At 67.7% G+C, this 15,161-nt stretch carries 16 protein-coding genes and 1 riboswitch; of the genes, 9 read left to right on the top strand and 7 right to left on the bottom strand.

The window, feature by feature from the left end; all coding sequences use genetic code 11:
- Positions 1-7 precede the first annotated feature (7 nt).
- A riboswitch (SAM-SAH riboswitch) is annotated at positions 8-57 on the bottom strand.
- Positions 58-96: 39 nt separating this feature from the next.
- The 6 genes from lnt to miaB form a co-directional block, all read right to left on the bottom strand.
- On the bottom strand, positions 97-1,629 hold the full coding sequence (lnt, locus tag BMX16_RS03700; RefSeq protein ID WP_089898886.1) for an apolipoprotein N-acyltransferase: 1,533 nt from the start codon (positions 1,627-1,629) through the stop codon (positions 97-99).
- A 40-nt stretch (positions 1,630-1,669) separates the two neighbouring features.
- On the bottom strand, positions 1,670-2,161 hold the full coding sequence (gene ybeY, locus BMX16_RS03695) for an rRNA maturation RNase YbeY (RefSeq protein WP_089898884.1): 492 nt from the start codon (positions 2,159-2,161) through the stop codon (positions 1,670-1,672).
- A 4-nt stretch (positions 2,162-2,165) separates the two neighbouring features.
- Entirely contained in the window at positions 2,166-3,179 is a 1,014-nt protein-coding gene (locus BMX16_RS03690) for a PhoH family protein (protein WP_089899205.1), read from the bottom strand.
- Positions 3,180-3,361: 182 nt separating this feature from the next.
- Entirely contained in the window at positions 3,362-3,685 is a 324-nt protein-coding gene (locus tag BMX16_RS03685) for a hypothetical protein (RefSeq protein WP_245731264.1), read from the bottom strand.
- Between the two features lie 10 nt (positions 3,686-3,695).
- Positions 3,696-4,265, bottom strand: a complete 570-nt coding sequence (locus tag BMX16_RS03680; protein WP_425434000.1) for an OmpA family protein — start codon at positions 4,263-4,265, stop codon at positions 3,696-3,698.
- Positions 4,266-4,443: 178 nt separating this feature from the next.
- Positions 4,444-5,769, bottom strand: coding sequence for a tRNA (N6-isopentenyl adenosine(37)-C2)-methylthiotransferase MiaB (gene miaB / locus BMX16_RS03675; RefSeq protein ID WP_089898873.1), 1,326 nt, complete (start codon positions 5,767-5,769; stop codon positions 4,444-4,446).
- A gap of 118 nt (positions 5,770-5,887) precedes the next feature.
- Between miaB and BMX16_RS03670 the strand changes: the two genes are divergently transcribed.
- A complete protein-coding gene (locus tag BMX16_RS03670) occupies positions 5,888-6,751 on the top strand; it encodes a hypothetical protein (protein WP_089898871.1) in 864 nt (287 codons plus the stop codon).
- 16 nt (positions 6,752-6,767) lie between these two features.
- Here the strand turns inward: BMX16_RS03670 and irrA are convergent, their stop codons facing one another.
- Positions 6,768-7,202, bottom strand: coding sequence for an iron response transcriptional regulator IrrA (gene irrA / locus BMX16_RS03665; RefSeq protein ID WP_089899202.1), 435 nt, complete (start codon positions 7,200-7,202; stop codon positions 6,768-6,770).
- A gap of 201 nt (positions 7,203-7,403) precedes the next feature.
- On the opposite strand from irrA, the gene fabA reads away from it, so the two are divergent.
- The 8 genes from fabA to BMX16_RS03625 all read left to right on the top strand — a co-directional run bounded on the left by fabA (position 7,404) and on the right by BMX16_RS03625 (position 15,157).
- The gene (gene fabA / locus BMX16_RS03660) at positions 7,404-7,913 is read left to right on the top strand and encodes a bifunctional 3-hydroxydecanoyl-ACP dehydratase/trans-2-decenoyl-ACP isomerase (RefSeq protein ID WP_089898868.1); all 510 of its coding nucleotides are present in this window, start codon (positions 7,404-7,406) and stop codon (positions 7,911-7,913) included.
- A gap of 283 nt (positions 7,914-8,196) precedes the next feature.
- Positions 8,197-9,426: a beta-ketoacyl synthase N-terminal-like domain-containing protein gene (locus BMX16_RS03655; protein ID WP_089898865.1), complete on the top strand. Its 1,230-nt coding sequence runs from the start codon at positions 8,197-8,199 to the stop codon at positions 9,424-9,426.
- Positions 9,427-9,432: 6 nt separating this feature from the next.
- Positions 9,433-10,218 (top strand): enoyl-ACP reductase FabI, encoded by a 786-nt coding sequence (locus BMX16_RS03650; RefSeq protein ID WP_089898862.1) that lies wholly within the window; start codon positions 9,433-9,435, stop codon positions 10,216-10,218.
- Between the two features lie 389 nt (positions 10,219-10,607).
- Positions 10,608-11,285 carry a haloacid dehalogenase type II gene (locus BMX16_RS03645; RefSeq protein ID WP_089898859.1) on the top strand — a complete coding sequence of 226 codons (678 nt, stop codon included), beginning with the start codon at positions 10,608-10,610 and terminating at the stop codon, positions 11,283-11,285.
- On the top strand, positions 11,285-12,100 hold the full coding sequence (locus tag BMX16_RS03640; RefSeq protein WP_089898856.1) for an alpha/beta fold hydrolase: 816 nt from the start codon (positions 11,285-11,287) through the stop codon (positions 12,098-12,100). Before BMX16_RS03645 ends, BMX16_RS03640 begins: the two co-directional genes overlap by 1 nt.
- Positions 12,097-13,074, top strand: a complete 978-nt coding sequence (locus BMX16_RS03635; RefSeq protein WP_089898853.1) for a threonine ammonia-lyase — start codon at positions 12,097-12,099, stop codon at positions 13,072-13,074. The genes BMX16_RS03640 and BMX16_RS03635 overlap by 4 nt, the downstream gene beginning before the upstream one ends.
- Positions 13,075-13,133: 59 nt before the next feature.
- Positions 13,134-13,955, top strand: a complete 822-nt coding sequence (gene pcaD / locus BMX16_RS03630) for a 3-oxoadipate enol-lactonase (protein ID WP_089898852.1) — start codon at positions 13,134-13,136, stop codon at positions 13,953-13,955.
- 2 nt (positions 13,956-13,957) lie between these two features.
- Positions 13,958-15,157, top strand: a complete 1,200-nt coding sequence (locus BMX16_RS03625) for a TCR/Tet family MFS transporter (RefSeq protein ID WP_089898849.1) — start codon at positions 13,958-13,960, stop codon at positions 15,155-15,157.
- Positions 15,158-15,161: the final 4 nt, after the last annotated feature.

Genomic DNA, 15,161 nt, shown 5'->3' with positions numbered 1-15,161 from the left:
GGGGACGTGCTCCGGTATGTACAATCCCGCCACGTCAGGAAGCCGTTGTGGCGGGTCAGCCGCGTGGTTACGCAGGCCGCCCCGCATGGTCAATGGCTAACGCCGCCACCGCCGCCGCGCAGCAAGCGCCGCAAGACCGGTCAGCACCAGCGCCAGCACCGGCCAGTCGCCCCACCTGACGTAGGCCGTGGGCCCAAGCGCTGCAGGCAGCGCCGCATCGACGTACCCCGCCTGATCCAGCGGGATCATCGCGCGGATGCGGCCATGGGCGTCGATCATCGCGCTGATGCCAGTGTTGGCCGACCGCACCATCGGCAGTCCCTGTTCGATCGACCGCAACCGCGCCTGCATCAGGTGCTGCGCGGGCCCGGCGCCCTTGCCGAACCACGCGTCGTTGGTGATCATCATCAGCAGACGCGGGCGTTCGGGGGTCGCGATTTCCTCTGCGAAAATCCCTTCATAGCAGATCAGCGCGCGGGCAGCCCCGATGCCCGGCAGATCGATCAGCGGTTGCGGCACCGGCCCCTTGGCGAACCCGCCGCCCTGCGACGTGGCCAGCCCCTGCACGCCAAGGCGCAACAGCACCTCGCCAAAGGGGACGTATTCGCCGAAGGGCACCAGATGCGCCTTGTCATAGGTCTGGGTGACCTGCCCCCCCGCCCCCACCACGACGAGGGAGTTGTAATAAAGGCCATCCTGACTGCGGTTCACCCCGGTGACCAGCGGCACGCCAGCCGCCGCTGCGGCGATCTGCCCCAGTTCGGGCTGCGCATAGTCCAGCAGCACCGGCACGGCGGTTTCCGGCCAGACGATGGCGGCGGGGCGCGGCGCGGCCTGCGAATAGGCGATCATGCGCTGGAAAAAGATCAGGTTCTGCGCCGGGTCCCATTTCTGGTCCTGCGGCGCATTGGGCTGCACGATGCGGATCACCGGGGCTGCGGGGTCACCCGGCACCGGCGGCGGCACCAGCAACGGGGCCATGCCCACGGCAGCGATCAGCGGAACAAAGCCCGCCCAGCGCCGCCCGGCCGCCATGACCAGCCCCGCCGCCACCGTCAGCACCAGCAGCGTCAGCAGATGCGGCCCGCCATGGGCCGCAAGCTGCGCCCACGGCGTCGGGATCAGGACGTGCCCGATGAGGCCCCATGGAAACCCGGTGAACAGATAGCCGCGCAACGCCTCGGCCAGCGTCAGCGACAGGACCAGCGCCATTAGCCGCGCGGTCCCCGGCGCGGGTGTCAGCCAGCGGGCCAGCAGTGTGCCCGCGACCCAGAACAGCGTCTCTCGCAATGCCATCAGGCTGACCGCCAGGGGTGCGGCCCAGCCCCATGTCGCGGCATCGATCAGGAACGGCTCGATCAACCAGCGCAGGGTGAAGCCGAAATATCCCAATCCCACAAACAGCGCGGCGAACCCCGCGGCGCGCAGTCCCGGTGCGCCTGCCAGCACGGCCAGCACCACGCCCCAGGCGGGGACGGCGACGATCCACCAGTCCAGCGGGGCCATGCCCAGTGCCACGAGGATGCCCAGCAGCACCAGAGCCGCCGCGCGCGGCCATCGTCCCAGACGCCACAACCGATCCGTCGGCAGAGCCCGGTGGCGGTCCAAATCCTGCGGGGTGCGTGTCATGGCGGTGCGGTCCCGTGCTGTGGCCACGGCGCGGCGACCGTCAGGCGCGGTATGGATCGTCCAGACCCATCTGCGCAAGTATCCGCGTCTCCAGCCCCTCCATCAGGGTGGCGTCGCTGTCATCCTCGTGATCGAAGCCCAGCAGGTGCAGGGTCGCGTGGACGATCAGATGCGTAACGTGATCCGCCAGCGGCTTGTCCGCCGCCAGCGCCTCTGCCGCGCAGGTGTCATAGGCGATGGCGATGTCGCCCAGTTCGGGATCGTCCGCATCCGGCGGGTCCGGCATGTCGCCCGCCACCTCAGCCCCACGCTCGTCGGACGGCCATGACAGCACGTTGGTGGCCGTCGGCTTGTCGCGGAAATCGGCATTCAGCACGGTGATGCGGGCGTCGTCGCAGCCAAGCAGACTGATCTCCCACTCATCCGGGTCCAGATCCAGCGCGCGCAGGGCGGCGTCGCTGGCCGTCACCGCCAGCGCCTCCAGCCCCAGCGCATCCCAGCGCGGGTCCTCTGTCAGGCAATCGACGGTCATGGCCCTACGCCTGCTTTTCCGCGTCCGCCTCATAGGCTTCGATGATGCGCGCGACCAGCGGGTGACGCACCACGTCCTTGGAGGTGAAGTAGCTGAAGTTGATCTTGGGGATGTTCTTCAGCAGACGCTCCGCCTCCCACAGACCGGACGTTACGCCGCGCGGCAGGTCGATCTGGGTGCGGTCGCCGGTGATCGCCATGCGCGACCCTTCGCCCAGACGGGTCAGGAACATCTTCATCTGCATGGTCGTGGCGTTCTGCGCCTCGTCCAGCACGACGGCGGCCCCGGCCAGCGTCCGACCCCGCATGAAGGCGAGCGGGGCGATCTCGATCCGCTTCTCCTCGATCAGCTTCTGCACCTGTTTGGAGGGGAAGAAATCGTTCAGCGCGTCATAGAGCGGCTGCATGTAGGGGTCGATCTTGTCCTTCATGTCGCCGGGCAGATAGCCCAGCTTTTCGCCCGCCTCGACGGCGGGGCGCGACAGGATGATCCGGTCCACGTTGCCGCTGATGAAATGGTTCACCGCGACGGCCACGGCGAGGTAGGTCTTGCCCGTCCCCGCAGGCCCGATGCCGAAACACAGCTCGTTCTCGAACAATGCGCGCACGTACGCCTTTTGTGCGTCGGTGCGCGGTTCCACCAGCTTCTTGCGGGTCTTGATCTCGACCCGGTCGGCCAGCTCGCCCTTGAACAGTTCGCGCTGATCGCCGGGTGTCAGCGACAGGTCCGGGTGGGCGCGCAGTTCGCGGTCGATGTCGCCAGGTTCCAACGTCTTGCCGGACTCAAGCCGCTCGTAAAGCGACTTGAGGATGTCCAGCGCGTCCTTGCGGGCACCCTCCGGGCCCACGACCTCGAGCCGGTTGCCGCGCCGCAGGACCTGAACGCCCATCGCACTCTCGATCGCGGTCAGGTTGCGGTCGTAGGGGCCGCACAGGTCGATCAGCAGAAAGTTGTCGGGAAACTCCAGCACCGATTCGGATACGGTTTCGGCGGTCGGGGTCAGGGCACCAATGGACAAGCGGATCTCCGGGATCAAAGGGCTATGGGTTCAACGTGGCGCTGCGGGGGTGCAAAGACAAGCCCGCAGGTTCACATGACCGGCATGATCTGCGACCCGATGCACCGGTGCCCGGCAAACGGGCGGCACGCAAAAGGCCACGGACGCAGGGTCCGTGGCCTTTGTGATGCATGGCGCAGCGATCAGCGGAAGTTTGCGGCCCTGACCGGATCGGGAATGGACGATCCGGCCTTGAACGGGCCGACAGCAGTGTTCGGCGGGGCTACGCCGGAGCAGACAGGGCGTCCATCGGGGGTCATCCGCTCCGACATGTAACCTTCGATGCCGTCGTCGATGATCCAATGGTCGCAGCCGTTCGGATCGACCCAGATGCCAGCGACCAGCGTCGACAGGCTGTGCGAATTGATGCCGCGATCAAAGCCCTTGTTGGGACCCACGGCCTGATCCGCGCAGGCCGACAGCGCCAGGCCAGCGACCAGAAGTCCCGCAATTTTCAATGTGTTCACGGTCATGCTCCTAGCGCACGCAATAGATTTCGACGCGGCGGTTCTGCTGCATCCCGGCGGCTGTGTTGTTGTCGGCAATCGGTGTCCGCTCGCCGAACCCCTTGACATCCACGATCCGCTTGCCGGTCGCCTGCGCGATGTTGGCCACGGCAAAGGCCCGGTTGTTGGACAGGCTGATGTTGTATTCGTCGGACGCCCGGCTGTCGGTGTGACCATAGATCATGAAGCCGAACGCATTGGCCGTGTTGAAAAAATTCTGCAGCGTCACCCGACCGGCGGGGCTGATGTCGTAGCGGTCGGTGGCGAACAGCGTGTCGGTCGGGATCACGCCGCAGATCTCGGACCGGTGGCACACCGGGCGACCGTCGCGCGTGCGGTGCGGCGACATAAAGCCTTCGGCCCCATCGTCGAGCGCCCAATGTTCGCAGCCGTCCGGGTCGATCCAGATCGCGGGTTCATAGATCTCGCCCCGCGCCGATTGCTGGGCTGTGGCACTCGTGCCGGCGATGGCGGTCAGCGCGAGCAATCCCGCCAGTGCGGTCTTCGCGATACGGGACGGGCTGGAAACCACGACGGACACCTCTTGATTGGACTGGCACACCAGCAGCGGTATGCTTTGGCGGGCATAACACATTATGTTCACCATGTTGGCAAGTATTGGCCGATGATTTGGTGAAAAACCGGCGTTTTGACGCCGCCGGTTGGACAATGCCGGATTGCCGTGCGGATTGAATGACAACCGCGAACGGATCAGCCGCTCAACCCGCCAGCACACCGCCCAGCGAGTTCGGTCCGGAGGTGGTGATTCTGACCGGGCGCACCTGACCGATCACATCCGCCGGGGCGTCCGCATAGACGGCATGCAGATAGTCGGACTTGCCGATCATCTGCCCCGCGATGCGGCCCGGCTTCTCGAACAGCACGCCCACGGTGCGACCCACCATGGACTGCTGCACCGCCCGCTGCTGCTGCGTCAGCAGGGCCTGCAGCCGTGCCAGACGGTCGGCCATCACCTCCTCGGGCAGTTGCGGTTTTTCGGCCGCAGGCGTGCCGGGGCGGGTGGAATACTTAAACGAATAGGCCTGCCCGAAGGCGACTTCGCGGATCAGGTCCAGCGTCGCCTCGAAATCCGCCTCGGTCTCTCCCGGAAAGCCCACGATGAAATCGGACGACAGCATCAGATCGGGCCGGGACGCCTTGATCCGCTCGACCAACCGCAGATAGTGGTCGGCAGTATGCTTGCGGTTCATCGCCTTGAGGATGCGGTCGGACCCGGACTGCACCGGCAGGTGCAGATAGGGCATCAGCTTGTCGCAGTCGCCATGCGCCGAGATCAGGGCCGCGTCCATGTCGTTGGGGTGGCTGGTGGTATATCGGATGCGCTGCAACCCGTCGATCGCGGCCAGATCGCGCACCAGCCCCGCCAGCCCGCCCGGATGCCCGTGATAGGCATTCACGTTCTGCCCCAGCAGTGTCAGCTCGGCGACACCGGCAGCGACCAGATCGCGCGCCTCCGTCAGCACCTTGGCGGCCGGGCGGCTGACCTCTGCCCCGCGGGTATAGGGGACCACGCAAAAGGCGCAGAACTTGTCGCAGCCTTCCTGCACCGTCAGAAAGGCTGCCGGCGCACGGCGGGCCTTGGGGCGGGCCTTCAGCGTGTCGAACTTGTCATCCGCCGGAAAATCGGTGTCGAGCGCCTTGGCGCCGCCCCGCACGGCGCGGTCCATGGCGGGCAGGCGGTGATAGCTTTGCGGTCCGACCACCAGATCGACCACGGGGGCGCGGCGCATGATCTCCTCGCCCTCGGCCTGTGCCACGCATCCGGCGATGCCGATCTTCAGGTCGGGGTTCGCATCCTTCAGGACCCGCAGGCGGCCCAGTTCGGAATAGACCTTTTCAGCGGCCTTTTCGCGGATGTGGCAGGTGTTCAGCAGGATCATGTCCGCGTCGTCGGGCCTGTCGGTCGTGACGTATCCTTCGCTACCCAGCGCCTCGGCCATGCGCTCTGAATCGTACACGTTCATCTGGCACCCGTAGGTCTTGATGAACAGCTTGCGTGGCTGGGACGGGGATGACGCTGACATGGGTGTTACCTGACGGGCGGGGGACGCGGACCCGCCGTGCATATCGCCGCCGGGCCGGGCTTGCAATGCAAGGCGATTTCGCCGACCGTTGCCTGCGCCGCAGACGGACCCAGCCCCCATGATCCATACCAGCCTCAACGCCTTTCTGACCCAAGGGCGCGATGTCCTGTCCAAGGGCCCGATCGCCCTGATCCTGATGGAAGACGCGGTCGAGGTGGACAGCACCCTGCGCCACCACATCGACGCTGGCTTTCGCGTCGTGGTGGCTGTCGGCGCGGCACAGATCGCCGTGGACCACGCGCTGGAGGAGCACATCATCCGCGTGCACCACGACATGCTGTCGCCGGATGCGCTGACGACGGTGGTCAACGGCGTGATCGACGCAGCACCGGGGCAATGGATCTTCTACGGCTACAATACCGAATACCTGTTCTATCCCTTCTGCGAGACGCGCACCGTGGGAGAGATGCTGGCCTTCTCGACCGAGGAGCGGCGCGACAGTCTTCTGACCTATGTCGTCGATCTGTATGCGGGCGACCTGTCCGCCCATCCGACGGCGGTCAGCCGCCCGGACGCCCATCTGGACAGGTCGGGTTATTACGCCTTGGCGCGCAAGGATCGGGACGGCGAATTCTGCGAACGGCAGCTGGATTTCTTCGGGGGGTTGCGCTGGCGGTTCGAGGAACACGTGCCCGCCCCGCGCAGGCGCATCGACCGGGTGTCGCTGTTCCGGGCGCGGCCCGGGCTGCGCCTGACTGCGTCGCACACCTTCAACGACCCGGAATACAACACCTATGCCTGTCCGTGGCACAACAGTCTGACGGCGGCCCTATGTTCGTTCCGCACCGCCAAGGCGCTGCGCCGCAATGCCGGATCGGCACCCCATATCCACAGTTTTCGCTGGCACAATTCGGAACCGTTCCGGTGGGAATCGCGTCAGTTGCTTGATCTGGGCCTGATGGAGCCCGGTCAGTGGTTCTGACGCGGCGCGGCCTGCCTCAGCAGCGGCGCAGACGGATCACGACATCGACCGCGACCACTTCTGCCCCTGCGGGCGCCTGCGGCAGGCGACGGATTTCCAGCGCCTCGCGCGGGGCATCCGTCAATTCGGCTGTATCTTCCCAATAGAAATGTGGGTGATCGCCCATGTCGGTATCGAAATAGCTTTTCGCGCCGTCCACCGTGATTTCCCGCAACACCCCGGCGGCACAGAACGCGCGCAGGGTGTTGTAGACCGTCGCAAGTGACACGCGTCCGTCGCACCCGGCGGCGGCGGCGAACAGACCCTCTGCGGTGGCATGGCGATCGGCCCCGTCGCCCACCAGCAGTGCGGCCAGCGTCACGCGCTGGCGCGTCGGGCGCAGACCGGCCGTTGCCAGCCACGCGCTCGCCCTGTCGGTCGTCATGTCGGTCAAAGTCGCGAATTCGCTCATACGGGATGTATATGGCGTGGAAAGCAGCCAGATCAACGCCTTTCGCCGCGACGTGGTATCGCGGCGGCGCGGGTTGCCGGACTTGCCAGCGTTCTGCACAGGGTGCTAACACGCCCGGACGCCACGACGCCCGTCACGATACCCGTCACGACACCTGTCCGGACGGCCCACAACGTCAGGCCCTGCGCCGAAAGGATCGACATGACCCAGTTCCCGACCACCTTCGACAAGGACGCCCTGTTGGCCTGCGCCCGTGGCGAGCTCTTCGGTCCGGGCAACGCGCAGCTGCCCGCACCGCCGATGCTGATGATGGACCGGATCACCGACATCTCTGGCGACCGCGGCGCGCATGGCAAGGGTCACGTCGTGGCCGAGTTCGACATCACGCCGGACCTGTGGTTCTTCGACTGTCACTTTCCGGGCAACCCGATCATGCCTGGCTGCCTCGGCCTCGACGGGTTGTGGCAGCTGACGGGCTTCAACCTCGGCTGGCGGGGCTGGCAGGGGCGCGGCTATGCGTTGGGTGTGGGCGAGGTGAAACTGACCGGCATGGTCCGCCCGGACCGCAGGCGGCTGACCTACAAGATCGACTTCACCAAGGCGATCCAGACCCGCCGCCTGACGATGGGCGTCGCCGACGGCATCGTCGAGGCGGACGGCGACGTGATCTATCAGGTCAACGACATGAAGGTGGCACTCAGCGAGAGCTGACCGCACCACCCGGCCCTCACGTTCCGCTCTCGAAATCAAGCGCCGGCGGCAGCATCCGCAGCCCAGACAATACGACGGCCCCTGCCCCCGCCGCGCGGGTCGCCCGCTTCGCCATCCGGCTCCGCTCCTCGCGTTTTTGCAATTACTCCGGGGGGAGTCCGCTGGCGGACGGGGGGCTGGCCCCCGTGCATCGCGTGCGGCACGGCACGATGCCTGCGGCATTGTGGTTGCGGCCCGTGACCCGAGTGGCCTAAACAGGCCGGGTCATCTGAGGAGAGCGCCCATGCGACGCGTCGTCATCACCGGCCTGGGGATCGTGTCCCCGATCGGCAACACAGCAACCGAGGTCATGGCTGCACTGAAGGCCGGAACCAGCGGCATCGAGGCTTCGCCCGAGATGGCCGAACACGGCTTTCGCAGCCGTGTCGCGGGCACGATCAAACTGGACGTGGCCGACCACGTGGACAAGCGCACCCTGCGTTTCATGGGGCCAGGCGCCGCCTACGCCCATATCGCGATGCAGCAGGCCATCGCCGACGCGGGGTTGAGTGACGCACAGGTCGTCAACCCAATGACCGGCGTGATCGCAGGCTCCGGCGGGCCGTCCACATCCGCGATGTTCGCAGCCCACCAGTCGGTGCTGGCGACGGGTGCCACCAAACGGATCGGGCCGTTCGCGGTGCCCAAGACGATGGCTTCCACCGTCAGCGCCAACCTTGCGACGGCGTTCCACATCAAGGGCATGAACTTTTCCATCACCTCCGCCTGCTCCACGTCGCTGCACTGCATCGGCATGGCGGCACAGCAGGTCGCACTGGGCACGCAGGACATCATGTTCGCGGGTGGCGGCGAGGAGCTGGACTGGACGCTGTCGTGCCTCTTCGACGCGATGGGCGCGATGAGCAGCAAGTACAACGACACGCCGACGAAAGCCTCGCGCGCGTTCGACGCGGGCCGCGACGGGTTCGTGATCGCGGGCGGCGGCGGCATCGTCGTGCTGGAAACGCTGGAGGCGGCGCAGGCGCGTGGCGCCAGGATCTATGCAGAAGTCACCGGTTTCGCCGCGACGTCCGACGGGGCCGACATGGTGGCGCCGTCCGGCGAAGGCGGCGAACGGGCGATGCGGCTGGCCCTGCAGACCCTGCCCGAGGGCCGCAAGATCAGCTACATCAACGCGCACGGCACCAGCACCCCCGTCGGCGACGTGGGCGAGGTCGAGGCGGTCCGCCGCGTCTTCGGCCGGGGCAGCACCCCACCCATCAGCTCGACCAAGTCGATGACCGGCCACAGCCAAGGCGCGACAGGCGTGCAGGAGGCGGTCTATTGCCTGCTGATGCTGCAGGACGACTTCATCGCCCCCTCGATCAACGTCGAAACGCTGGACCCCGCCCTCGATCCGGCCGAGATTGCCACCACGCGGGTCGACGACGCCGGGCTGGACACGATCATGACCAATTCGTTCGGGTTCGGCGGCACCAACGGGTCGATGCTGCTGTCGCGCTTCAGGGAGTAAAGAGTGATGATCGGATTGCAGGGGAAACGCGGCCTCGTCATGGGGGTCGCGAACGAACGGTCCATCGCCTGGGGCATCGCCAAGGCCATGTCGGAGGCCGGGGCCGAACTGGCCTTCACCTATCAGGGCGAAGCGTTCGGCAAGCGGCTGGCGCCTCTGGCGGCCAGCGTCGGGTCGGACATCATGATCGACGTGGACGTGACCGACGATGCCAGCATGGATGCGGCGTTCGCCTCGTTGAAGGACCGCTGGGGCACCATCGACTTCGTCGTCCATGCCATCGCCTTTGCGGACAAGTCCGAACTGGCGGGGCGGTTCAGCAACACCAGCCGCGCCAACTTCCAGACCGCGCTGACCATCTCGTGCTATTCGCTGATCGACGTGGCGCGGCGCGCCGCAGAGCTGATGCCGGATGGCGGCACGATCCTGACCCTCACCTATCAGGGCAGCAACCGCGTCACGCCGTTCTACAACGTGATGGGCGTGGCCAAGGCCGCGCTGGAAAGCGCCGTGCGCTATCTGGCCAACGACCTTGGCCCGCAGGGCATCCGCGTGAACGCGATCAGCCCCGGCCCGATGAAGACGCTGGCAGGCTCTGCCATCACCGGCGCGCGCCGCACCTTCCGCCACACGGAAATGAACACCCCCGCGCGGTCCAATGCCACGCTGGAGGCAGTGGGCGGCACGGCGGTCTACCTCGCGTCCGACGCGGGCGCCTATACCAACGGCGAGATCATCCGCGTGGACGGCGGATTCCATGTGCTGGGCATGCCGCAGGCCGACAACCTCTGACCCTTGTGTGCGGTGGCCGGTGTCGCTGGGGGGCCAGCCCCCCGTCCGCTGCGCGGCCACCCCCCGGGATATTTTTGACCAGAAGAACGGGGGACCCGGGCGCGGCGTTCGCTGTGACGACGGGGCGATGTCTGTGGGGGCGGGTGTGGTCCACGCCAAGGCGGCACGGGCGGTCGGTGCGGCGCCTCGCCTGATGGTGCGATGTGTATGCTGCGCGGTGAGCGTTTTCTGGAATGTGGCGTGCGGCCGGTACGGCGCGCGGGTGGACGCGTCATCACGTCTTGAGGGCGGCGGTGACGCAGCCGGAGGCGACCGTGCCGGGGCCACCTGCCCTTTCCCCCACCCCGCACCCGTGCCACTGTTCGCCCGACCGCACGAAGGGAGCCGCCATGGCCATCACCACCTGCATCTTCGACGCCTACGGCACCCTGTTCGACGTGAACTCCGCCGCCCGGCGCGTGGCGGCTGAGCCGGGACAGGACCGGCTGGCCGCGGTCTGGCCGCAGCTTGCCAGCGACTGGCGGCGCAAGCAGCTGGAATACAGCTGGCTGCGCACCATCGCCGACCGGCACTGCGATTTCTGGCAGGTGACGCAGGACGCCCTCGACTGGGCGATGGCGGTGGCGGGGCTGGACGATCCGGCGCTGCGGCCCCGCCTGCTGGCGCTGTACTGGGAGATCGAGGCCTATCCGGAGGTGCCCGCCATGCTGCGCGCGCTGAAGGCGAAGGGGATGAACACCGCGATCCTGTCCAATGGCGCACCGGACATGCTGCGTGCTGCCGTGACGCTGGCGGGTTTGACCGACCTGCTGGACGACGTCCTGTCGGTCGAGACGGTGCAGATGTTCAAGCCGCACGAGCGGGTCTATGACCTTGTGGGCGACCGGTTCCATTGCAGGCGGGATGCGGTGCTGTTCGCCTCGTCCAATGGCTGGGACGCGGCAGGGGCGGCGGGTTACGGGTTCCGCACCGTCTGGGTGAACCGTGACGGCGCGCCGATGGACCGCCTCTATGCCACGCCGCAGCATGTGATGCCCGACCTGTCACCCGTGCCGGAGCTGATCTGATGCCTGATTTCATCGCCTCCGACGGCACGCGCCTGCACTACGACGACACGGGCACCGGCCTGCCCGTGCTGGCGCTGGCGGGCCTGACGCGCAACGGCGCGGATTTCGACCATGTGGCGCCGCATCTGGCCTGCCGTCTGATCCGCCTCGATTATCGCGGGCGGGGGCGGTCGGACTGGGCGGATCCAGCGACCTATACAGTGCCTGTCGAGGCGCAGGATGCGCTGGCGCTGCTGGATCATCTGGGGCTGGACCGCGTGGCGATCCTCGGCACGTCGCGCGGGGGGCTGATCGGCATGATGCTGGCCGCGACCGCCCACGACCGTCTGTCGGGGCTGGCGCTGAACGACATCGGCCCGGTGATCGACCCGCACGGACTGGCGGTCATCACGGGCTATGTGGGTCGCAACCCGGCGCAGAAGACCCATGCGGATGCGGCAGCGTTCCGCGCCGCGCACTGGGCCGCATTCAAGGGTGTCCCGATGGACCGCTGGCTGGCCGAGGTGGCGCAGCATTACGACCAGACGGCGGAGGGGCTGGTGATCCGCTACGACCCGGCACTGGCGCAGACGCTGGGCGACGGCAAGACCGGGATGCCGGACCTGTGGCCGATCTATGATGCGACCGCGGGCCTGCCGCTGGCAGCGATCCGGGGGGCGAACAGCGACCTGCTGTCGGTCGCCACGTGGGAGGAGATGCAGCGCCGCCGTCCCGACGGGATCTTCACCACGGTGCCCGACCGGGGGCATGTCCCGTTCCTCGACGAGCCCGCGGCGCTGGACGCCCTGCACCGCTGGCTGGGGCAGATGGCATGAACATCGACATGATCCGCGCGGCGGCGCTGCGGGCACGAGGGCACGTCCGCCAGACGCCGCTGCTGAGCTCGCCCGCCCTCGACGCGCTGGCGGGGCGGCGGGTGCTGGTCAAGGCGGAGTGTCTGCAGCACACCGGCAGCTTCAAGTTCCGGGGCGGCTGGGCGGCGGTGTCGGCGCTGACGGACGCGCAGCGCGGGGCGGGCGTCATCGCCTACTCCTCCGGCAACCACGCGCAGGGGGTGGCACTGGCGGCGCGGACGCTGGGTGCGCCTGCGGTCATCGTGATGCCCGCCAACGCGCCCGCCGTGAAGATCGCGAACACCCGCGCGCTGGGGGCCGAGGTGATCCTTTACGACCGCGCGACCGAGGACCGCGACGCCATCGGGCAGGCGCAGGCGCAGGCGCGCGGGCTGACGCTGATCAAGCCCTATGACGAGCCGGAGGTGATCGCGGGCCAAGGCACCTGCGGTCTGGAGATCGCCGCGCAGGCGGCGGAGGAGGGTATCACGCAGGCCGACGTCCTGATCTGCTGCGGCGGCGGCGGGCTGACCGGCGGCATCGCCCTCGCGCTGCAGGACGGCGCACCGGGTCTGCGGGCGCGGCCGTGCGAGCCTGCGGGCTTCGACGACGTGACGCGGTCGCTGGCAGCGGGCACGATCCAGCGCAATGCGCAGGCGGAAGGGTCGATCTGCGACGCCATCGTGACGCCGCAGCCGGGCGATCTGACGTTTCCGATCATGCGCGACCGGTGCGGGCCGGGGATCGTGGTCACGGACGACGACTGCCTGCGGGCGATGGCGCTGGCGTTCCATCACCTGCGGATCGTGGTCGAACCGGGCGGCGCGGTGGCCCTTGCGGCGGCGCTGTTCCACCCGCACACCGTGCAGGGCGATGCGGTGATCGCCGTCGCCACGGGCGGCAACGTGGACCCCGCCCTGTTCGCACGGGTCATCGGCACATATCCCGGCCTGTGAACGGGCATTTGCGGGCACCGCGCGGCCCCGCTATCACGGACCGCAAGAGGAGAGCCGCCATGACCGAGCACCGCATCACCCGTGACGGGATCACGCTGCACGCCCGCGTCGACGGCCCTGCCGATCGTGCGACGCCCACGGTCGTCTTCGCCAATTCGCTGGGCACCACGCTGCACCTGTGGGACCCGGTCATGGACCTGCTGCCTGCGGGCATCCGCTACGTCCGCTGGGACACGCGGGGGCATGGGCAATCGGATGCGCCGATTGGGCCCTACAGCATGGGCCAGCTCATCGCCGATGCCGAGGCGGTCTGCGACCAGCTGGCAGTGCGCAATGCCGTCTATGTCGGCCTCAGCGTCGGCGGCATGATCGCGCAGGGGCTGGCGGTCAAGCGGATGGACATCGTGCGGGCACTGGTGCTGTCGAACACCGCCGCCCGCATCGGCAATCCGACGCTGTGGGCCGACCGCATCGCCGCAATCGAGGCGCATGGCATCGCGTCCCTGTCCGACACGGTCATGCAGCGCTGGTTCGGGCGCGACTTCTACGGCACGCCTGCCATGAATCATTGGCAACGGATGCTCGAGGATACGCCCCGGCAGGGCTATACCGGCGTCTGCGCCGCCATCGCCGGCACCGATTTCATGACGCCGACCAGCGGGCTGCGCCTGCCGACGCTGGGTATCGCGGGGTCGGAAGATGGCTCCACCCCGCCCGATCTGGTGCGGGAAACCCTATATCTGATCCCGGGGGCCAGCTTTCACATCATCCGCCGGGCAGGCCACCTGCCCTGCGTCGAACAGCCGGACGCCTATGCCCGCATCCTGACCGATTTCCTGATCCGGACCGGAACGGTCGCGGATGCGACGGCGGCTGACTGACCATGCCGCTGCCCGTCGTCTTTATCCTGATCACCGTGATGATCGACGCCATGGGGATCGGTCTGATCCTGCCGGTGATGCCGGACCTCATCCAGTCGGTCGAGGGGGGCACACTGGCCAATGCGGCGGTGTGGGGCGGCGTGCTGGCGACGGTCTTTGCAGTCATGCAGTTCCTCTGCGGGCCGACCGTAGGCGCGATCTCGGACCGCTGGGGCCGCCGCCCGGTGCTGCTGGTGGCGCTGACGGTGATGGCGCTGGATTATCTGATGATGGCCGTGGCGCACACCATCTGGCTTCTGGTGCTGGGCCGGGTGATCGGCGGCATCACGGCGGCGACCCAGGGCACCGCGACCGCCTACATGGCGGACATATCGAAGCCAGAGGAGAAAGCCGCCAATTTCGGCCTGATCGGCGCGGCCTTCGGCGTCGGCTTCGTGGTGGGGCCGCTGATCGGCGGCGCGCTGGGGGTCTGGGGCGAACGTGCGCCGTTCTATGCGGCGGCGGCGCTGGCGGCGCTCAACGTGGCCTTCGGTTACTTCGTGCTGCCGGAAACCGTGACGGACCGCATCCGGCGCCCCTTCCAGTGGCGGCGCGCCAATCCGCTGGGCGCGCTGCGCCACATCGGGGCGCTGCCGGGGCTGGGGCGGCTGCTCGCCGTCGTCTTCATCTATTCCATCGCCTTCGTGGTCTATCCGTCGGTCTGGGCGTTCTACGGTCAGGCGCAGTTCGGCTGGGGGCCGGGGACCATCGGGCTGTCGCTGGCAGTCTTCGGCATCGGCATCGCGGTGGTGCAGGGTCTGCTGATCAAGCCGATCATCGCCCGGTTGGGAGAGAGGCGGACGGTGATCCTCGGCCTGTCGATCGACGTGGCGGCGTTTGTCATGCTGGCCTTCGTGCAGCAGGGTTGGCTGGCGCTGGTGCTGACGCCGCTGACGGCACTGGGGTCCATCGCGGGACCTGCCCTGCAGGGGATCATGTCGCGCACCGCCGCCGACGACCAGCAGGGCGAATTGCAGGGCGTGCTGACCAGCGTGAACGCGGTCGCCACGATCATAGCACCCCTTCTGATGACGCAGACGTTCTGGCTGTTCACCACCGACCGCGCAGGCATCCACCTGCCGGGTGCGCCGTTCCTGCTGGCTGCCATGCTGGTGACGGGCAGCATCGTGGTGTTCGCGACGATGCGGATGGCGAAACGCTAGGGGT

Source organism: Loktanella fryxellensis (assembly GCF_900110065.1).
Classification (GTDB): domain Bacteria; phylum Pseudomonadota; class Alphaproteobacteria; order Rhodobacterales; family Rhodobacteraceae; genus Loktanella; species Loktanella fryxellensis.
This window is presented reverse-complemented; position numbering and strand designations above follow the sequence as displayed.